Origin of the sequence: Corallococcus sp. AB045, assembly GCF_003668895.1 — a bacterium.
In the GTDB taxonomy this organism is placed as follows: domain Bacteria; phylum Myxococcota; class Myxococcia; order Myxococcales; family Myxococcaceae; genus Corallococcus; species Corallococcus coralloides.
In genome coordinates, this window is record NZ_RAWN01000084.1 from 18,123 (window position 1) to 36,574 (window position 18,452).

Genomic DNA, 18,452 nt, shown 5'->3' on the forward strand with positions numbered 1-18,452 from the left:
TTCTCGCGCGCCCATGCCTGAAGGCATCTCGTGGTCCGAACTCGGCGTCGACTCCGCCCGCGTGCAGGCGGTGAACGAGGCCCCCTTCCCTCCTGGTCAGCGCGACTTCGTCCTCTACTGGTGCATGGTGAACCATCGGTGGGAGGAGAACCACGCGCTGGACGCCGCCATCGCGCTGGGCAACCACCTGGGCCTGCCCGTCGTCGTCTACCAGGCCATCCGCCCGGACTACCCCTACGCTTCGGAGCGGCTCCACGCGTGGGCCCTGGAGGGCATGGCGGACATGGCGAAGGGCTGCGCCGCGCGCGGCCTGACGTACTGGCTGGAGCTGCCGCGCACGAAGAAGGAACACAAGCCGAGGCTCGCGAGCCTGGGCCGGCGCGCGGCGGCCGTCGTGTCGGACCTGTTCCCCACGTACATCATCCCCGGCCACCTGCGCGGCGCGGCGAAGGCGCTGCGGGTGCCGCTCATCGCCGTGGACGCCTCCTGCGTGGTGCCTATGCAGCGCATCCCCGCGGCCCAGGTGGGCGCGTACGCGCTGCGCCCCAAGCTGCGCAAGCTGTGGCCGGAGTACCTGGAGCGCACGCTGCCCAAGCGCAAGCCCCGCGTGTCGGGCGCGAAGCTCCAGCCGGACTTCGAGCTGTCCGACGCCGTGCAGGCCCGCGCCGCGCTGGACACGTTCGCGCTGGATCATTCCGTGAAGCCCCTCTCCGAGCGCGGCGGACGCAAGGCGGGCCTCAAGGCCCTGGACGCGTTCCTCGACGAGCGGCTGGAGGGCTACGACACCGGCCGGAATGATCCGGGCCTGGGCCAGCAGTCCAACCTGTCGCCCTACTTCCACTGGGGCAACCTCTTCCCCGGCGAGGCGGCGCGCGCGGCCATCGCGGCGAAGGGCAAGGACCACCCCGCCGTGCAGTCCTTCGTGGAGGAGCTGCTCGTGCGCCGCGAGCTGGGCTTCAACTACTGCTTCCACACGCCCGGCCCGAAGCAGCTGAGCACGGACTCCCTGCCCGGCTGGGCGCGCGAAACGCTCTCACGCCACCGGCAGGATCCGCGCCCGCACCTCTACTCGTTCGAAGAGCTGGATCAGGGCCGCACCCAGGACCCGCTCTGGAACGCGTCCCAACGCGAGCTGCGGGAGCGCGGACGGATCCACAACTACCTGCGCATGCTCTGGGGGAAGAAAATCCTCGAATGGAGCCCCACGCCGGAGGAGGCGCTGGCCCGCATCGAGCGGCTCAACGACACCTACGCGGTGGACGGGCGCGACCCGGCGAGCGTCTCCAACTTCATGTGGGTCCTGGGGCTGCACGACCGGCCCTTCCAGGAGCGCGCGGTGATTGGGAAGGTCCGGCCCATGAGCTCGCTGCGCACCGCGGAGAAGTTCGACCTGGACCCGTACCTGGAGCGCTGGGGCGCCCCGCCCGAACAACCCGAGCCCCCCGCGACCGTGAAGAAGTCCCGCCGTAAGACAGCCAGGTAGGCCGCCGGTGGACATCCCCCTGAAGACGGCGGTTCACTTTCCGGCCCGGGGTCACTAAACCGGACGGACGCACCCGCTTTCGCGGAATGAATCAGGAGTCAGCCATGGGCACGATGAAGTTCGAGATCCCCCACAATCTTCCCAAGGACGAGGTCAAGAAGCGCGTCGAGCAGCTCCTGCAGTACTGGGGCAGCAAGTACGGCGTGAAGTCCGACTGGCAGGGTGAAGAGGGCGCGAAGCTCGCCGGCAAGGTGATGGGCATCAACCTGGACGCCAGCTTCGTCATCACGGACAAGGCCGTGTCCGGCGAGGGCACCGACCCCGGCATGCTGCTGCGCAACCAGGCCAAGACGTACATCCAGAAGAAGTTCGGCGCGGTGCTGGATCCGTCCAAGAGCCTGGATCAGGTGAAGGGCAACCTGGACTGACGCGGACCGCCGTGCGCCGGGCTGTGTGATTCAGCCCGGCTGCTCCTCCAGCGCGGCCAGCGCATAGCGGGCCGCGCGGGAGATGGCCTCCGCGGAGTCGAGCATCTCCGGGTAGTGCCCCGCCAGCGGGCGCTGCGGGTACTTCAGCTGAGCGACGGCGTTGCGGTAGCTGCGCCGGGCCGCCTCGAAGTCCTGCGTGCGCTCCTGCACCTGGGCCAGCAGGTAGTGGCCAATGGCCAGCGTGGGCTCCAGGAACAGGGCCTTGGCCAGCTCGGAGCGCGCCTCGGCCAGGCTCCCCGCCTGCATCGCCGCCACCCCACCGAAGACGCGCGCCTCCACGCACAGCGGCTCGCGCTGGAGCGCCTGACCGAAGGTGTCGCGCGCCTCGTCGATGCGGCCGGTGAGTGAGTACAGATTGCCCAGCGTCAGGAGCGCGTCCAGGTCGGAGGGCTCGTCCACCAGCAGGCGCTTCACGCCGTCGATGGCGCCAGCGAAGTCGCCCTGCCCCATCTTCCGCACGGCCATGTTCAAGCGCTCCGCGGGCGGCAGCAGCTGCGGCCACGAACCGCTGGGGCGCGCGGGCACCGCTTCCGTCAGGGGCCGGGACGCGGGCGGATCCACGGGCACCGCCGCGAAGGAGCCGGTCGTCGCGGTCCGCCGCGGAGGCTCCGCGGGACGGGGCGGATCCAGCTTGATGGCGGGGAACTCCCCGCTGCGGCGTCCCAGCGCGCCCAACGCGGGTATCTCCAGGGTGGGCCGGCGCACGGGCGCGTCCGGAGCCCTGGCGCTCGCCGCGTCGGCCAGGCCCGCCGTGCGCAGCCTCGCCGCGGTCTCCGCGTTGGTCTGCATCCGCTGGCGCAGCTCCACGGCGAAGGACTCCGGGCTGCCCGGCCGGGGCTCCGTCGCCATGGGCGCCAGGGGCGGCGGCGGACGGGGGCGCTCGCCCAGGGGGCGCCGGTACACGAACGCGCCGTCCACTTCGATCATCTCGAAGCGGTCATAGACCTTGAACAGGCTCTCCGAGTACCCCAGGAAGAGCAGCCCGCCCGGACGCAGCGCCGCGAGGAAGCGGTCCATCAGCCCGCGGATGGTGGGCAGGTCGAAGTAGATGATGACGTTGCGGCAGAGGATGAGATCCAACGACGCGGGCGCCACCTTGTCGAACACCGGCGCGGCCAGGTTCTGGCCATCGAAGCGGATGTACTCGCGCAGGATGGGCGACGCCTCGTAGCCGTCCTCCACGGGCCGGAAGAAGCGCTTGAGCCGCTCCGGTCCAATGGCCATCGCGCGACGCGTGGTGAAGCGCCCCTGCCGCGCGGCCTCCACCGCGGCCAGGTTCAGGTCGGTGGCCCACAGGTCCACCTCCACCGCGAGCGCGCCCAGCTCCGCCATCACCAGCGCCAGGCTGTAGGGCTCTTCACCGGTGGCGCAGCCGGCGGACCAGATGGACACCTTGCGCATCTCGCGCCGGGCCCGCGCGAGCAGCTCCGGCAGCACGCTCTGCTCCAGCGCGCGGAACTGCTTCGCGTCGCGGAAGAACTCCGTGTGCCCCACCGTCACCAGCGGCAGAAGCGCGCGCAGCTCCTCCTCGCCGCTCGCGCTCATCAGCTTCTGCAGGTACTTCTCCGGGTCGCTCAGCCCCAGCACGGGCATGCGCGTGGACAGGGCGAGCCGCAGGCTGTGGTAGCCATCCAGGGTGATCTTCAGCCCCGCGCGCTCCAGGAGGAGCGCGGACAGCTGCTGGAGCACCTTGTTGCCCACGTTCAGCACGCGTCCACCCACTGCACGAGCGTCGGCGCGATGACGCCCAGCGGCAGCACCTGCTGCGCCGCGCCCAGGAGCACGGCCTCGCGAGGCATGCCGTAGACGACGCATGTGGCCTCGTCCTGCGCGATGGTGCGCCCGCCCCGCTCGCGAATCTCCTTCAAGCCCCTGGCGCCGTCGCGGCCCATGCCCGTCAGGATGACGCCGATGCACCGGCGGCCGAAGGACTCCCCGGCCGAAGTGAGCAGCATGTCACACGAGGGGCGGAAGCCCCGCAGGGCAGGTCCTGTATCCAGTTCCAGACGGCCGTCCGGCTTCACCAGCAGATGTCCTCCCGAAGGGGCGATGTACACCGTGCCCGGCTCCATCCACGCGTCATGCGTCGCCTCGACGACGCGCAGCGCCGTCTCCGTGGACAGCCAGTGCGCCAGGCCTTCCGTGAAGCCCTGACTGATGTGTTGACAGTAGGCGATGGGCGCGGGGAAGCCCCGCGGAATCATCCGCAGCACCGTCGCGACGGCCTTCGGCCCGCCCAGCGAGGCAGCCAGCGCGACCAGGGGGAACGGCGCGGTGGGCCCCTCCTGCACCGGCTGTTTGGCCTTGGACGAGGAAGGCGGCGAGCGCACCCCCTTCACCTGCGCCAGCATCACCAGCTTGCGGTTCACCGCGTGCCAGAAGTCTGGCCCCGGAGTCATGGGCCGGTCCATCACGTCCAGCGCGCCCAGGGCCAGCGCCTGGAACGCCTGCTGACCGGTGAGCACGCCCGGGTGCAGCGCGAGGATGGGCGTGGGGCGCTGGGCCATGATGCGCTCGATGGCGCTCAGCGCCTCCGAGGACACCAGGTCCACCAACAGCACGTCCGGGAAGTGGCGACGCACCACCGCCTCCGCGCCCACGAAGTCCGCCTCTGGCGGGCCCACGGCGACCAGGGACTCGCCCTCGAAGAGCCCGCGCACCAGCGCGCGCAGGCCCCGCCCCACCAGGAGTACCCGGAACGCCAGTCCCATCACCGCCGTGCCGCCGCCCACGAGAGGCTCCTCAGGTCAGCCTATCGATGGACTGCGCCAGGATCTCCACCCCCAGCTCGCCCTTCACCAGGTACGCATCCGCGCCCGCATCCAGGCCGCGCCGCTTGTCCTCCGGCGACGCGAGCGACGACAGGATGATGACCGGGATGCGCGCCACGGCGGGCGTGCCCTTCAGCCGCCGCGTGAGGGAGAAGCCGTCCAGCTTCGGCATCTGCACGTCGGTGAGGATGAGATCGTACGTGTTCGTCTGCACCTTCACGTACGCCTCCTCGCCGTCCTGGGCCTCCTCCACGGAGTGGCCCAGCGCCTTGACGAGCGCGCCTTCCGTCGCACGCGCGATGGGAGAGTCGTCCACCAGCAGCACGCGCAGCCGGCGGCTGGCGGGCGCCTGGGTGACGGGGCGGGCCATGCGGCGCACCTCCGTCATGATGTCTGGCACGTGCAGGAGCACCGCGATGCGCCCGTCCTCCAGCGCCGCCGTGCCCGCGATGAACGGCGCGCCCTTGAGGAACTCGCCGCCGCAGGGCTTCACCGCCACCTCGCGCTCGTCCACGAAGCCGTCCACCACCAGCGCGGCGTAGTCGTCGCCGTGGCGCACCACCACCGCGGGGGGCTTGTCGAAGCGGTTGCCGCCGTTGAGGCCCAACAGCGGCCCCAGCGCCACGAGCGCCGTGGGCTTGCCCCGGTGCCGCACCGCCAGCGTGCCGAACACCTCCATGCGGTCATCTGGCTTGATGCGCATGACGGCCACCACGTCCGCGGCGGGCATGCCGTAGACGTCGTCGCCCAGGCGCACCAGCAGCACCTTCATGAGGGCCAGCGACTGAGGCAGGCGCAGCGTGATGGTGGTGCCGCGGCCCTGGCGGCTCTGCACGCCCACGGACCCGCCCAGCGTCTCCACCTTGCGCTTCACCACGTCCATGCCCACGCCACGGCCGGACAGCTCACTGACCTGTTCGCGCGTGGAGAAGCCGGGGCGGAAGATGAGCTCGATGGCCTCGCGCTCCGACAGCGCGGCGGCCTGCACCGGCGACAGCAGGCGCTTGTTGATGGCCACCTGCTTGAGCCGCTCGGTGTCCATGCCGCGGCCGTCGTCCTCCACCTCGATGTGGAGCATGTCGCCGTCCACGCGCACGCGGATGCGGATGCGGCCCGTGTCGGGCTTGCCCATCTGCTGGCGGAAGTCCGCGGACTCCAGGCCGTGGTCCACCGCGTTGCGAAGCAGGTGCACCAGCGCGTCGCGCACGTCGGCCAGCATGGACCGGTCCACGCCGATGTCGGCGTTCTCGATGACCAGGTCCACTTCCTTGTTCTGCGTCTTCGCGATGTCGCGCACCGCGCGAGGGAACGCGTCGAACACGGTGGACAGAGGCACCAGGCGCGCCTCGGCCACGTGGTCCGCCAGCTGGGCCAGGTTGCCGTGCAGCGTGTTGATGCCGTCCCCGTTGCGGCGCACGAAGCGGAACGCGTCGTCGCGCAGCATGTGCAGGTCCGCCTCCGCGCGCTCCAGCTCCGTGCGGATGGCGTCCGGGACGTCCACGTCCTCGGAGATGCGCAGGAAGCGGTCGCCCAGGCGGCTGAAGCGCTCGAAGAGCTGCGCCGTCTCCGTGCTGCGAAGCCGGCCGCGCGCGCTCTCCACCAGCAGGTCGCCGGCGAGCAGGCCCAGCGAGTCCAGCACCTCCACGTTCACGCGGATGCTGCGGTCCGCGATGGAGTTGCTCTTGGCGGCGCTCGGAGCCTCCTCCTCCTTCGCGGCCGGAGCGGGCGCGGCCACGGCGACAGGGTCCGCCACACGGGGCGTGGCCTGCGCGGGCGCCGGGGCAGGCACGGGGGCCTGCGCCACGGCGGCGGGAGGCGCCACCGGAACCACTGGCGCCTGCACCGCGGGCTTGGGCGGAGGCTGCGCGGCGGGCTTGCGCACCGGGCCCAGCGCGGGCACGGGGTGGCCGGACACGTCCGACAGCGCCTTCACCATCTCCTCGGTGGCGGACGAGCCGGTGTGGGCCGCGTCCAGGTCCTCCAGGAGGTCCGACAGCACGTCGCAGGCACGGAGCATGACGTCCGTGGCCGTCTCGGTGGCCGTCTTGCCTTCGCGCTCGGCGCGCAGGACGTCCTCGGCGGCGTGCGCGAGCTGCCCGATGGCGGCCAGGCCCAACATGCGGGCCTCGCCCTTCATCGTGTGCAGTTCGCGCGCGACGTCGTCCGCGGCCTGCTCCGCGGTCTCCTTCTCCAGGTCGATGACTCCCAGTTGGATCTTCTGGAGTCGGTCGGCCGTGACCTCCTGGAACTTCTTCAGGAGGGATTTCTTGAGGGCCTCGGTGTCCATGGGTCGCGGGCGTCAGGGCGCTATGCACGCCCTTCGACCCATTTCTCCCCTCAGGAGAACGACTAGTCGGCCTTGAACCGCTTGATGAGCTCCGCGAGCCGGCTCGCGAGCTGGGTGAGCTCGGCGGCGGCCCCGGTGGCCTGCTTCGACGCCTGCGTCGTCTGGCGCGTCACATCCTCGATCTCCGCCATGGACGCAACCACCTGCTCGGTGGCCGTGCGCTGCTGCTGGGTCGCCAGGTTGATGACCCGGGCCGCGTCGCTCGTCTCCTGCACGCCGGCGAGGATGCCCTCCACCGCCTGCGCCGCCACCGCGCCCAGCTTCTCGCCGGACTCCGTGGCGTGCTTGGACGCGTCCGCGGCGCCCGCGGCGGCCTGCGTGGCCTCGCGGATCTCGGTGATCAGGTTCTTGATCTCCTTGGTGGACTCCAGGACGTTCTCCGCCAGCCGGCGCATCTCCGCCGCGACGATGGAGAAGCCCTTGCCCGCCTCACCCGCGCGGCTGCCTTCCAGCGCCGCGTTGAGGGCCAGCAGGTCGGAGCGGTCCGCGATCTCGTCAATCACCTCCACCACCGTGCCAATGCGCTCCACGCGCTTGGACAGCTTGGAGATGGAGTCCGCCACCGCGACGCCGTCGCTGCGGATCTGCTGCATGGCCTGGATGAACTCGCCAATGGCGCCACGGCCCGCGCGGGCCGCGCCCAGCGTCTCCTCCGCCACGCGCGCCACGCTGCCCGCGTTCTCCGCGATCTGCGCGGAGGCGTGCTTCAGCTCCTCCATGGTCGCGGTCGTCTCGTGGATGGCCGCGGCCTGCTCGGTGGAGGACGTCTCATGCTGCGTGGACGCCGCCAGCACCTGGTTGGCGGAGGACGACAGCCGCAGCGCGGCCTCGTTGATCTCCCGCACGAAGATGCGCAGCGTCTCAATGACCTTGCCAAAGCCCTCCAGCAGGGGCCCGAGCTGGGGGTCTTCGGTGGACGTGTTCCAGCGCGACAGGTCGCCTTCACGCACCAGGATGATGAGCGAGTCGAGCGCCTGATCGATCTCCTGCGCCGCCACCTGCTTGCGGTGCTCCGCGGAGGAGAACTGCTCCAGCACCTGGTTGAGCAGGTGGCCAAAGCCAGTGGTGTCCGCCTGCACGCGGTCCGGCGGCACGCGCGCGTTCAGGTTGCCGGCCAGCACCGACATCAACGTGTCGGTGAAGGGCTTGAACGGATCCGTCACCGTGTTGGCGATGACGGACTCCGCGCCGGCCTTCACGCCCGGGGACTTCCTCGCGCCGCGAGACTTCGCGGGCTTCTCGTTGGGGCTCTCCAGGGACATGTGTGTCAGTGCCTTCCTTGCGTCTTCAAGGTTTCCGCCAAATCAATGAGCAACACGGGGCGGCCCGCCTCTTCATCCAGGCAGATGCCCACCGCATATGAAGCCGCCGCGGCGGCGGCCGGCATGCGGCGCAGCCCGGCGAGCGGGATGGTGCGTACCCCGTTGACGGCGTCCACCTTCAGGTGGCCCTCGCCCTCGGGGGTGTCGAACACGAGCGCGCGGTGGCCCTTGTGGGGCAGGCCCAGGTCACGCACGGTCAGGTCATCCGGGAGCGCCCGGTCGATGCGCAGCACGGACGACGCGTCCGTGCCGTACTCCGAATCACCAATCTGGAAGAAGAGGACGTCCACCTCTCCCAGGGCCCGGTCCTTATCCGCGTCCAGCCCGGGGGCTTCCTCATCCAGCAGGACGTTGCCGCTCATCGCACCACCGCGCGCTGACGGGCCGTCTGCAGGAGCTTGGAGAAGTTGAGCAGGTTGAGGCCATCCGACGGACCTGACCCCTGCACCACGCCCAGGAGGTGCTCCGCGGCCTGATCACCGCCCAGGGGCGGCGGCAGGATGTCCGCCACGGGGATGCGGCGCAGGCCGAGCACGATGTCCGCCACCACGCCGGAGACGTAGTTGCCGCTGACGCCCACGAAGATGCGGGTGCGCGGACCGATGCGCGCCTCGCCCTTGCTGAGGAAGCGCAGCAGGTCCACCACGGGCAGCACCTGGCCGCGGTGGCCGGTGACGCCCAGGATGAAGGACGGCGTGCGCGGCAGTGGCGTGAGCAGCCCGGCGCGCAGCACCTCGAGCACGTTCTCACTGGGAACGCCAAAGCGCAGCTCGCCCACGCGGAAGCAGAAGAATTCCAGCTCCGGCCGGGCCTGGGCGGCCACCGTGCGGTCTGGCGCCATGCGCAAGGCGCGTTGGAGGGGGGAGGAGTTCGGGGTCAAGGCAGCGAAGTATCCGAGACCAGGATAAAGAGGGTCAAGGGTCCATCGTCCGGTGCCGGACCGGCCGCCTGCCCTCCGTTTCGATGGTCCATCGTGACCCAAAGGTGTAGGGTTGTGCGCTGGAAGCCCCTGAGGAGGACGATGTCCCGCGTACTGGTCATTGACGACAGCCCGATGCTTCTGGAGCTTACCGTCCGGGCCCTGACGGCCGCCGGCTATGAGGCCAGTGGCGCACAGGACCTGGCCGCGCTCGACCAGAAGCTCACCGAGGGCCCGTTCGCGCTCATCCTCATGGACGTGAACATGCCGGAGATGTTCGGCGACGACGTCGTCGAGTACCTCCGCAAGCAGAAGGGCGTCACCGCCAAGCTCGTCCTCTACTCGGACATCTCCGAGCAGGAGCTGGAAGCGAAGGTGAAGAACTCCGGCGCGGACAGCTACATCCTCAAGAGCGGAGGCCTGGAGGGCGTCCTGGGAGGCGTCATGGGACTCATCGGCGCCCCGGCGCTGAACATCCCCAAGGCCCCGATGGCCGCCGGGGGGCGCAAGCCGCGCATCCTCATCGTGGACGACAGTGAGATGACCGCGCGGATCATCGAAGCGGACCTGGTGTCCAAGGGCTTCGAGGTCCACGTCGCGGACACCGCGGACAAGGCCACGAAGATCATCCTGAAGAAGCAGACGCGCCCGGACCTGGTGTTGCTGGACGTGCGCATGCCCAACGTGAACGGCGAACAGTTCTGCCGCTTCATCAAGAGCAACAGCCTCTTCAAGGGCATCAAGGTGCTGCTGTGCTCCGGTGAGAACGTCGAGGAGCTCCAGCGCATCTGCCGCGAGGCCGGCGCCGACGGCTACATCCCCAAGGACGCCGTGATGGGCAGCCTCGTCGCCAAGGAGCTGATGCCCCCTGGCGCCGAGTAGTCGCCGCGCGCCTCAGGGCTTCGCCGCCGCCTCGGGCGTCACGGACGCATCGGGCGCCGCGGTCTCCTGGGCCGGGCAGCTCGTCTTGGCGGCCCGCTCCTGCAACTGCTCCTGGACCTCCGCGGACTTCGCCTCGGAGGGCTTCGCGTTCTCCACGAAGCGCTGGTACGCGGCCAGCGCCTCGCAGGGCTTGCCCAGCGCGTCGTAGGTCTTCACCAGCGAGTTGAGGATGGGACGCTGGCCGGGCTGCAGATCGAAGGCCTTCTGCAATTCCGCCGCGGTCTCCTCGGTACGCCCCAGCGCCTCCAGCGAGAGGCCGCGCCACACGTGGTAGCTCGCGTTGTCCGGCTGCGCGGCCACCAGCGCGGTGGCGGCCTTCAGCGCCAGCTCCTTCTCCCCGGTGCGCGCGTTGGCCGTGTACGCCAGCTGGAGCAGGACGATGTTGGGGCCGCACTTCTCACCGAACGTGTCCGTCACGCGGGTGAGGCCCTTCATGTCACCGGTGTCCAGCAGCAGCTGCGCCAGCTGCTGCGCCTTCGCCTTGTCGCACGGCGTCTCCGCCAGCTCCTCACGCAGCTTGCGCACGAGCGGCTTCTTCAGGCCGTGGTCGAACTCCGGCTCCTCGGGCGCCTTGCTGCACGCACCGAGGACGGCGCCGGAGGAGAGACAGAAGACGGCGAGGCGGAACGCGGAACGGAAGGAGGAAGCGGACATGCCGTCCTGCGTAGCCCTTCCCTCCCGGACGGTCAAACCTCCGGTGCGCTCGCGGCGTTCTCCCGTTCATCCAGGCCGCGCGCGAAGTTGCCGATGATGAGCCCCGGCCGCGCCGCCTTCAGCCGCTGGAGCAGCGTGCGGATGCCCACCGGCTCGCCGCCCGCGCCCACGCCGCGCGCGACCTCCAGGTACTGGAGCGGATCAATGCACAAGGAGCGCGTCTGGACCTGATCCACGCGGTACTTGCGCACCAGGTTCTCCAGCGCCCGCACTTCACCCTCGCGGTCGGTGACGCCGGGGAACAGGAGCAGGTTGAGCGCCAGGTACGCGCCCCGCTCGCGCGCCAGCGCGATGGACGCCTCCACGTCCTCCCAGCCGTACTTCACCGGCTTGTAGTAGGCCTCGTAGAGGCCCTTGGACGCGGAGTTGAGCGACACGCGCACAGCGTCCAGCCCCGCGTCCAGCAGGGCCTCGAGCCCGTGCGTGAGGCTGGCGTTGGTGTTGATGTTGATGGAGCCCTTGTCCGTCTTCGCGCGCATCAGGCGGATGGACTCCGCGATGAACTTCCAGCGCGTGAGCGGCTCGCCCTCGCAGCCCTGGCCGAAGCTCACCATGGTGCGGCCCGGCGCGTGCTCCAGGTGGTACAGGCCGATGGCCGCCATCTCCTCCGCGGAGGGGCCGTCATCCATGCGCTCGTGCGAGGCAGGAGGGCCGTCCGCGGGCTGATCCGAGATGCAGCCCACGCAGCGCGCGTTGCACATCACCGACGCGGGGATGGCGCCCTCGTCGCGCGCGTAGAAGATGTTCTGCGACGTGAAGCACCGGTACAAAAGCGCGCACGTCTTCAGCTGCTTGAGCACGCGGCTGTCCGGGAAGCGCTTCATGTGCGCCGTCACCAGGCCCTTCAGCTCCGGCGTGGAGTACGCCTCCGGCTCCCAGTGCGAACGCCGGTCCGTGTGGATGGCCCACGCGAGCGGCCCCTTCTCTCCCCACGCCGCCGCCGTGTACGCCCACTGCGGCAGCACTGGCCCGCTGCCCTTCACCTCTCCGGGAAGGAACGTGCGCGTGTAGCCGGGAGGCAGCAGCGCGCCTACGGCGTTGGGCACGAAGGTCTTGCCGCCCACCTTCATCTCGCGCACCAGCTCCAGCTCACCGGAGTCCGGGTTGAGTCCCACGGGCAGGCGGCCAGGCAGGTGCACCAGGCGCCCGGCCGCTGGCAGGGCGATGGGCTTGTCCTGCGGGGGCACCAGCTCCTCGCCGCTGCGCAGGGTGGCGATGAGGTAGGGATGCTCCATGACCCGGCCCTTGGGGTCGGCGAAGAGCAGTTTCGGCGAGTGCGTCATGCGCTGTTAACTAACACGGGTGGGCCGCCCTGCGTCCAACGCCTCGCGTCATGTGGATGGATGAATGAGGCCCATCACAGCCGACCCCGTGGCTCGCCCGTGCGCGCCTTGAAAGCGCTCATGCCCTGGTCTATGGGTCCGCCACGTTTTCCAGGCAGTCCCCCATTCGTCGGAGGCAGTCGTGATCGTCGGAGTCCCCAAGGAGATCAAAACCCGCGAGTACCGTGTCGGCATGGTGCCTGCGGGCGTGCGCGCACTCACCATCGCGGGGCACACGGTGCTGGTCGAGACGAACGCTGGCGTCGGCTCCGGCATCCCGGATTCGGAGTACCAGCGCGTCGGCGCGCAGATCATCTCCAGCGCGGATGAGGTGTGGAAGCGCGCGGAGATGATCGTGAAGGTGAAGGAGCCCATCGCGCCGGAGTACGAGCGCATGCAGCCCGGGCAGATCGTCTACACGTACTTCCACCTGGCCGGCGTGGATCCGGAGCTCACCAAGACGCTGATCAAGAAGAAGGTGACCGCGGTCGCCTACGAGACGCTCCAGCTGGACGACGGCAGCCTCCCGCTGCTCAAGCCCATGTCCGAGGTGGCCGGCAAGATGGCCATCCAGGTGGGCGCCGCGTGCCTGGAGAAGGCCCACGGTGGCAAGGGCATCCTGCTGGGCGGCGTGCCCGGCGTGCGCCGCGGCCGCGTGGCCGTCATCGGCGGTGGCGTGGTGGGCCTGTGCGCCGCCAAGGTCGCCGTCGGCATGGGCGCGGAAGTGACCATCCTGGACGTGAACCTGGAGCGCCTCACCTACCTGGACGACGTGTTCCTCGGCCGCGCGCAGACGCTGGCATCGGACACGGAGTCCATCGCGCGCACCGTGCGCGAGTCGGACCTCGTCATCGGCGGCGTGCTCATCCCCGGTGGCAAGGCCCCGAAGCTGGTGTCGCGGGAGCTCATCGGCGAGATGGAGCCCGGCTCCGTCGTCGTCGACGTGGCGGTGGACCAGGGCGGCTGCATCGAGACCTGCAAGCCCACCACGCACGACAACCCCACCTTCACCGTGAGCGACGTCGTCCACTACTGCGTGGCGAACATGCCCGGCGCGGTGCCCCAGACGTCCACCTTCGCGCTCACCAACACCACCCGCCCCTACTCGCGGAAGATCGCGGACCTGGGCCTGGTGGAGGCCGTCAAGTCCGACCGCGCCCTCCAGCGCGCCATCAACACCTACAACGGCCACATCACCTACGAGGCCGTCGCCAAGGACATGGGGTACGACTACGTGCCCCTGATGGACGCACTCGGCGGCAAGAAGTGACGTAGCGGCTGCCTGCTCCACAGCCGGCCAGCCCTGTGCTGGCCGGTTGCCTGGAGGGGACGGTTGTACGGGTGTCCTGTCCGGTTCCCACCCTGTGGAATAAATGATCCCGCCGAACGTCTCCGCACTCCAGAAGCGGGCATGCGGGCGGCGCGGCAGGGGAAAGCGTTGTTGACCCGTCTGTTCCGGTGCATAGATTGACCGTTAGGCAGGCGACGCATTCCCCAATCATTTCGGGCCCCTGGAAGGCGGGAGCATGATGCTGGACTTCAGGCAACCCAACCGGACGAAGCAGGAATTCGAAGAGCTGGCGCTGGCGCACCTGGACCCGCTGTATTCAGCGGCGCTCCGGTTGACCAAGAACGAGCGCGACGCCGAGGACCTGGTGCAGGACACCTGCATGCGGGCCTACCGCTTCTTCGACAAGTTCGAGCGCGGGACCAACATCAAGGCCTGGCTCTTCAAGATCCTCACGAACACCTTCATCAACCGCTACCGCCGCAAGGTGAAGGAGCGCACGGTGGTGGAGGGCGTGGAGCGCGAGGCGGTGCATGAGCGCTTCGTGAGCCGGGACGCGACGGACTTCGCGGCCAACCCGGAGCAGTACTTCTTCGACCGGCTCCTGTCGGACGACGTGCTGCGCGCCATCGACTCGCTGCCCATCGACTTCCGGCTGGTGGTCATCCTCGCGGACCTCCAGGAGTTCTCCTACAAGGAGATCGCGGAGATTCTCGAGTGTCCCGTGGGCACCGTGATGAGCCGCCTCTTCCGCGGCCGCAAGCTGCTGCAGAAGACGCTGCGCGAGTACGCGGAAGGTCAGGGCGTATTCCGGCATGACGGGGAGCCGGTTCAGGCGGCCCCGGCGGATCTGGAAGAGTTCCGGCGCCGGAAGAAGGCAGGCTAGAAAGAGGTTGGAGGGGCGTTGCTTCCCTCCGCCCACCTCATCGAGCGCCCATGACCTGCCAGGAACTCGAGCGGTTGCTGTATCCGTACCTCGACGGTGAATTCCAGCCCGAGGAACGCCACGACGTGGAGTCGCATCTCGAAGGCTGCTCCGCGTGTGTCGCGCGGGTGGACGAAGAGATGCAGCTTCGTCAGACGCTTCGCCGCGCGGCGAAGCACTCCATCTCCGCCCAGGGCACGCGCGCGCCGGCGTCGCTGCGCGCGGGCATCCAGTCCGGCCTGCACCGCGAGCACCGGCGCGCGCAGGTGAGCCAGTGGCTTCGCGCCGGGGCCATGGCCCTGGTGGTGGTGACGGTGAGCGGCGGCTGGATGATGTATCAGTCCGGCAAGGCGCAGAAGGCCACCATCCTGGAGGCCGTGCAGCGCCACACGCGCCAGCGGCCCCTGGAGTTCGTCGCGGGCACGCCGGAGCAGATCGAAGCGTGGTTCAACGACAAGGTGGAGCACCGCATCACCCTGCCCCGCCTGCAGCAGGCGCGGCCCGTGGGCGCGCGCTTCTCCACGCTCAACGGCCAGGAAGTCGTCTACGTCAGCTACGAGACGCAGCCCCGCCTCACCAACGAGCCCAAGCGCAACATCGGCGTGTTCGTCTATCCGGCGACAGGGCAGCGGGTGATCAAGGACGAGGGCCCCACGGTGGAGAACGTCGCCGTGGACTCGAGCCAGGCGTACAACGTCGTGACGTGGCGTGATCAGGACGTCACCTACGAGCTGGTGACGGATCTGGACGACGCCGCCATCCTGCAGATGCTGCGGGATCAGGAGCACCGCTCGAACGGGCTCGTGCGCCCCGCGCAGGTGAAGCCCGCGGTGAGCGTGCAGCCCGTCTCGCTACAGCCCTGAAGCCCTCGGAAAGCGGGGGCTCGGGCGGTCGGCTGCTCAACTGAATACCGGGCGTTGCGCCCGGTGTGAAGATTGACGGTCCCACACATGGCCGATAGCCTCGACGGCGTCTTCACTCTCGCGCGCCGCCGCTGCTGTCTCTCGCGGTGACACACCGCGCGCCGCACCCCCAGGATGGCCGTCCCTTCATGTCCAAGCGAATCCTGATCGTCGAAAGCGACGCCACCCTCGCCACCACGCTGCAGCAGGCACTGGAGTCGCGAGGCTTCTCCGCGCAGACGACGGGCGACGGCAAGGGCAGCGTGGAGCTGATCCGCCGTGAGCGTCCGGATCTCGTGGTGCTCGCGGTGGACCTGTCCGCGGGACAGAACGGCTATCTCATCTGCGGCAAGCTGAAGAAGGACGACGAGCTGAAGACGGTGCCCATCGTCATCATCGGCAGCCCGGACGGCTTCGCGGCGCACAGCAAGCTGAAGGCGCGCGCGGATGAGTACGTGGCGAAGCCGGTGGACACGGACGTGCTCATCGACCGCGTGGGGGGCGTGATCGGCTTCCCGGAGCTGCCCGCGAGCGACGAGGTGGTGGACGAGAGCCTCACGCTGGACTCGCTGGGCGAGGAGCCCGCGACGGACTTCGGCGAGGAGATCGCCGTCGACACGGGCGAGGAGCCCGCGGTGGCCGGGGAAGACCTGGACATGCTCGACGACGCCTTCAGCGACATGTCCGAGCCCGTGACGGGCACGCCCGAGGAGCCCGTCGTCGCGCCGCCGGAGGAGATGGAGTCCCCGTCCGGCCTGGAGGAGATCTCCGCGCTCGACTCGCTGGGCCCGGACAACGACGACTCGCTGGACATGCTGGGCAGCCTGGACGAGCCGGAGGAGAAGACCGTCGTCGGCTTCATGCCGCCGGTGGATCCGGAGCCCGTCGCCGCTCCGGTGACGCCGGCCGCCGCCCCGGGCCCCTCCGTCGCGGACCTGGCGGAGCTGCGCAACCTGCGAGCGAAGGTGGCGGAGCTGCAGAGCGCGCTGGAGGACTCGCAAGGCCAGACGGCGCAGGCCGAGGAGCGCGTGCAGTCGCTGGAGTCCGAGCTCCAGGCGAAGGCCACGGAGCTGGAGGCGTCCCGCTCCACCACCGGCAAGAACGACAAGGACACCTTCGCGCTGCGTGACACCGTCAACAAGCGCGACAAGGAGATCCTGCGTCTCAAGTCGGAGCTGAACCAGAAGGACCAGGAGATCATCGAGCTGAAGGATCAGCACCTGGAGCTGGAGCAGAAGGCCTCCACCTCCGAGGAGGAGCTGAACCGCCGCGACGCGCAGATCAAGACGCTCACCACGCGCACCGAGCAGCTCACCTCGGAGCGCAAGCGCGTGGATCAGCAGTTGGCCACCGCGAAGGAGGAGGCGCGCGGCGCCACCGCGAAGCTGGGCGCGCTCCAGACGGAGCTGGATCAGCACCAGGCCCAGGCCCAGGCGTTCCAGGGCGAGGCGGACAGCCTGCGCGCCCAGGTGGCCCAGCAGGACGCGGACCTCCAGGCGGTGCGCGAGGAGGCCGAAGGGCTGCGCTCGCAGGTGGAGGCGGCGCAGGGCGAGCTGGAGGGCCTGCGCGGCCAGTTGGAGCAGGCCCAGGCGGACCTCTCCAACCAGAGCGCCCAGGCGGCCGCGGAAGCGGACGGCCTGCGCGCGCGTATCACCGAGCTGGAGCAGGCGGCGGTGCGCAACGAGGAGCGCGTGACGAAGCTCTACGCGCGCATCAAGGGCGACGAGAAGCTGCGCGAGAAGACGAAGAAGGCGCTGGCCATCGCGCAGCAGCTGCTGGACGAGCCGGGCACCGCCGTGGGCGACGACGCCGACGAGGAAGCCGCGGCCTGAAGCACCGCGGTACCGCCCTGACGAATCGGGGGAAGGCGCGGGCTGTGTGCCGCCCTCCCCCGCTCCAGGGCCTGAAGCTACTTGCCGCCGGGCGCCTGCTTGGGGGCCGTCTTCTTCTCGTGCAGCTTCTTGGCGAAGGACTGCACGGCGGCGGGCACGTTCTTGTCGCGCGACAGGTCCTTCAGCTCCGTGTCGCGCAGCGTGTTGAGGAACTTCATGGTGACGGTGAGCGGCACCTTGGGGTTCTTCACCAGCGCGAGCTTCACCTTCTGCATCTTCGTCCACTCGCGGTTGTTGTAGATGACGCGCAGCACGTCGTCGTTGATGGCGCGGTTCGCGGCGCACGCAAGCACCTCGCCGTCGGTGATGCGGGGGCTGCGGATGACGGCCACGCAGACGAGCTTGTTGGTGTCGCGGATGAGGGCGGAGCGGGCCTCCTTGTTGCCCAGCGTGCCCAGCTTGATCTTCTCCGCGATGGACATCTTCATGATGCGCTGCGAGAGCGTCAGGCGCTTGCCCTCCTCCATGGGGGCGGCGTCCTCGGCCTGGGCTTCCGTGCCCAGCTCCTGGAGCACCTCCTCCGCGGTGGGGCCCGGATCCGGCGGCGCGGCGGCGGCCTGCGGGCCGTAGATGCGCACGCGCGCGGCCTGCATCGCGGGCACGTCCGCCAGCACCAGACCGCTGCGGACCGCGAAGTCGCAGACACTGTCCACCAGCGACACCGGGACGCCGGGGTTGGCGCACAGGCCGCGGATGATTCCCTCGTTGCGCAGCAGGCGCAGCTGGTTCTGGGAGATGATCTCCGCCACCTTCGGGCTGCACGTGCCGGCCACGCTGGCCACGGCGTCGTCCGGCGTCTCCGAGTTGAGGACGAGCATCTCCGCGTAGGCTTCCTTGTCCTTGAGCAGGCCCAGGAAGTAGCCCAGCACGGGGGCTGCACGCCCTCGTCGCGCAGCGCGGAGCCGAGGATGCGGTCCGGCAGGCCCGAGGACGTCTTGGCGGCCGTCTCACGCACGTTCGCGTCCGGGTCGAACGTGAGCATGTAGAGGGCGCCCAGCATGTCCGCCGGATTGAGCGGCACCAGGGACTTGGCCGCCATCATCCGCAGGGGCACGGGGGCGTTGGGGTCCACGTGCTTGCGCAGGTTGGGCGGCAGGAACTCCGCGTTGAAGGGGCAGCCCGGGGGCGGGGCCGGAA

Annotated in this window: 15 protein-coding genes and 1 pseudogene; 7 read left to right on the forward strand and 9 right to left on the reverse strand. The window is 69.7% G+C overall.

Going from position 1 to position 18,452, the window contains the following annotated elements; translation table 11 throughout:
- The first annotated feature begins 13 nt into the window (after positions 1 to 13).
- Entirely contained in the window at positions 14 to 1,483 is a 1,470-nt protein-coding gene (locus D7Y21_RS20825; protein WP_121715277.1) for a deoxyribodipyrimidine photo-lyase, read from the forward strand.
- Between the two features lie 104 nt (positions 1,484 to 1,587).
- Complete coding sequence (locus tag D7Y21_RS20830) at positions 1,588 to 1,911, forward strand: polyhydroxyalkanoic acid system family protein (RefSeq protein WP_120562969.1); 324 nt, start codon at positions 1,588 to 1,590, stop codon at positions 1,909 to 1,911.
- A 30-nt stretch (positions 1,912 to 1,941) separates the two neighbouring features.
- Here the strand turns inward: D7Y21_RS20830 and D7Y21_RS20835 are convergent, their stop codons facing one another.
- The 6 genes from D7Y21_RS20835 to D7Y21_RS20860 all read right to left on the reverse strand — a co-directional run bounded on the left by D7Y21_RS20835 (position 1,942) and on the right by D7Y21_RS20860 (position 9,252).
- Positions 1,942 to 3,681: a protein-glutamate O-methyltransferase gene (locus tag D7Y21_RS20835; protein WP_121715279.1), complete on the reverse strand. Its 1,740-nt coding sequence runs from the start codon at positions 3,679 to 3,681 to the stop codon at positions 1,942 to 1,944.
- A complete protein-coding gene (locus D7Y21_RS20840) occupies positions 3,675 to 4,676 on the reverse strand; it encodes a chemotaxis protein CheB (protein ID WP_120563276.1) in 1,002 nt (333 codons plus the stop codon). Before D7Y21_RS20840 ends, D7Y21_RS20835 begins: the two co-directional genes overlap by 7 nt.
- 37 nt (positions 4,677 to 4,713) lie before the next feature.
- A complete protein-coding gene (locus tag D7Y21_RS20845; RefSeq protein ID WP_121715281.1) occupies positions 4,714 to 7,029 on the reverse strand; it encodes a hybrid sensor histidine kinase/response regulator in 2,316 nt (771 codons plus the stop codon).
- A 62-nt stretch (positions 7,030 to 7,091) separates the two neighbouring features.
- Complete coding sequence (locus D7Y21_RS20850; protein WP_120562966.1) at positions 7,092 to 8,351, reverse strand: methyl-accepting chemotaxis protein; 1,260 nt, start codon at positions 8,349 to 8,351, stop codon at positions 7,092 to 7,094.
- Between the two features lie 5 nt (positions 8,352 to 8,356).
- Positions 8,357 to 8,773: a Frizzy aggregation protein FrzB gene (locus D7Y21_RS20855; protein ID WP_233612220.1), complete on the reverse strand. Its 417-nt coding sequence runs from the start codon at positions 8,771 to 8,773 to the stop codon at positions 8,357 to 8,359.
- On the reverse strand, positions 8,770 to 9,252 hold the full coding sequence (locus D7Y21_RS20860; protein WP_120562965.1) for a chemotaxis protein CheW: 483 nt from the start codon (positions 9,250 to 9,252) through the stop codon (positions 8,770 to 8,772). Before D7Y21_RS20860 ends, D7Y21_RS20855 begins: the two co-directional genes overlap by 4 nt.
- A 180-nt stretch (positions 9,253 to 9,432) precedes the next feature.
- On the opposite strand from D7Y21_RS20860, the gene D7Y21_RS20865 reads away from it, so the two are divergent.
- Complete coding sequence (locus D7Y21_RS20865; RefSeq protein ID WP_121715283.1) at positions 9,433 to 10,212, forward strand: response regulator; 780 nt, start codon at positions 9,433 to 9,435, stop codon at positions 10,210 to 10,212.
- Positions 10,213 to 10,224: 12 nt separating this feature from the next.
- Here the strand turns inward: D7Y21_RS20865 and D7Y21_RS20870 are convergent, their stop codons facing one another.
- Complete coding sequence (locus D7Y21_RS20870; RefSeq protein ID WP_121715285.1) at positions 10,225 to 10,926, reverse strand: hypothetical protein; 702 nt, start codon at positions 10,924 to 10,926, stop codon at positions 10,225 to 10,227.
- Positions 10,927 to 10,958: 32 nt separating this feature from the next.
- The gene (locus D7Y21_RS20875; RefSeq protein WP_120562962.1) at positions 10,959 to 12,269 is read right to left on the reverse strand and encodes a radical SAM protein; all 1,311 of its coding nucleotides are present in this window, start codon (positions 12,267 to 12,269) and stop codon (positions 10,959 to 10,961) included.
- A gap of 181 nt (positions 12,270 to 12,450) precedes the next feature.
- Here D7Y21_RS20875 and ald point away from each other — a divergent pair, with 181 nt between their 5' ends.
- The 4 genes from ald (at position 12,451) to D7Y21_RS20895 (ending at position 17,255) form a co-directional block, all read left to right on the forward strand.
- Positions 12,451 to 13,578: an alanine dehydrogenase gene (gene ald, locus D7Y21_RS20880; RefSeq protein ID WP_120562961.1), complete on the forward strand. Its 1,128-nt coding sequence runs from the start codon at positions 12,451 to 12,453 to the stop codon at positions 13,576 to 13,578.
- Positions 13,579 to 13,837: 259 nt separating this feature from the next.
- A complete protein-coding gene (locus D7Y21_RS20885) occupies positions 13,838 to 14,482 on the forward strand; it encodes a sigma-70 family RNA polymerase sigma factor (protein WP_120563274.1) in 645 nt (214 codons plus the stop codon).
- Between the two features lie 50 nt (positions 14,483 to 14,532).
- Positions 14,533 to 15,384 carry an anti-sigma factor gene (locus tag D7Y21_RS20890; RefSeq protein ID WP_120562960.1) on the forward strand — a complete coding sequence of 284 codons (852 nt, stop codon included), beginning with the start codon at positions 14,533 to 14,535 and terminating at the stop codon, positions 15,382 to 15,384.
- Between the two features lie 188 nt (positions 15,385 to 15,572).
- The gene (locus tag D7Y21_RS20895; protein ID WP_121715287.1) at positions 15,573 to 17,255 is read left to right on the forward strand and encodes a response regulator; all 1,683 of its coding nucleotides are present in this window, start codon (positions 15,573 to 15,575) and stop codon (positions 17,253 to 17,255) included.
- Positions 17,256 to 17,332: 77 nt separating this feature from the next.
- On the opposite strand, the pseudogene D7Y21_RS20900 reads toward D7Y21_RS20895, so the two are convergent.
- Positions 17,333 to 18,452, reverse strand: a pseudogene (locus tag D7Y21_RS20900) (hypothetical protein); the annotation flags it as partial.

Bases quoted from the DNA above. Each gene is read 5' to 3' on its own strand.
- D7Y21_RS20825 (WP_121715277.1), top strand. From the start codon at position 14: ATGCCTGAAGGCATCTCGTGGTCCGAACTCGGCGTCGACTCCGCCCGC.
- D7Y21_RS20830 (WP_120562969.1), top strand. From the start codon at position 1,588: ATGGGCACGATGAAGTTCGAGATCCCCCACAATCTTCCCAAGGACGAG.
- D7Y21_RS20845 (WP_121715281.1), bottom strand. From the start codon at position 7,029: ATGGACACCGAGGCCCTCAAGAAATCCCTCCTGAAGAAGTTCCAGGAG.
- D7Y21_RS20850 (WP_120562966.1), bottom strand. From the start codon at position 8,351: ATGTCCCTGGAGAGCCCCAACGAGAAGCCCGCGAAGTCTCGCGGCGCG.
- D7Y21_RS20855 (WP_233612220.1), bottom strand. From the start codon at position 8,773: ATGAGCGGCAACGTCCTGCTGGATGAGGAAGCCCCCGGGCTGGACGCG.
- D7Y21_RS20860 (WP_120562965.1), bottom strand. From the start codon at position 9,252: ATGGCGCCAGACCGCACGGTGGCCGCCCAGGCCCGGCCGGAGCTGGAA.
- D7Y21_RS20865 (WP_121715283.1), top strand. From the start codon at position 9,433: ATGTCCCGCGTACTGGTCATTGACGACAGCCCGATGCTTCTGGAGCTT.
- D7Y21_RS20870 (WP_121715285.1), bottom strand. From the start codon at position 10,926: ATGTCCGCTTCCTCCTTCCGTTCCGCGTTCCGCCTCGCCGTCTTCTGT.
- D7Y21_RS20875 (WP_120562962.1), bottom strand. From the start codon at position 12,269: ATGACGCACTCGCCGAAACTGCTCTTCGCCGACCCCAAGGGCCGGGTC.
- D7Y21_RS20885 (WP_120563274.1), top strand. From the start codon at position 13,838: ATGCTGGACTTCAGGCAACCCAACCGGACGAAGCAGGAATTCGAAGAG.
- D7Y21_RS20890 (WP_120562960.1), top strand. From the start codon at position 14,533: ATGACCTGCCAGGAACTCGAGCGGTTGCTGTATCCGTACCTCGACGGT.
- D7Y21_RS20895 (WP_121715287.1), top strand. From the start codon at position 15,573: ATGTCCAAGCGAATCCTGATCGTCGAAAGCGACGCCACCCTCGCCACC.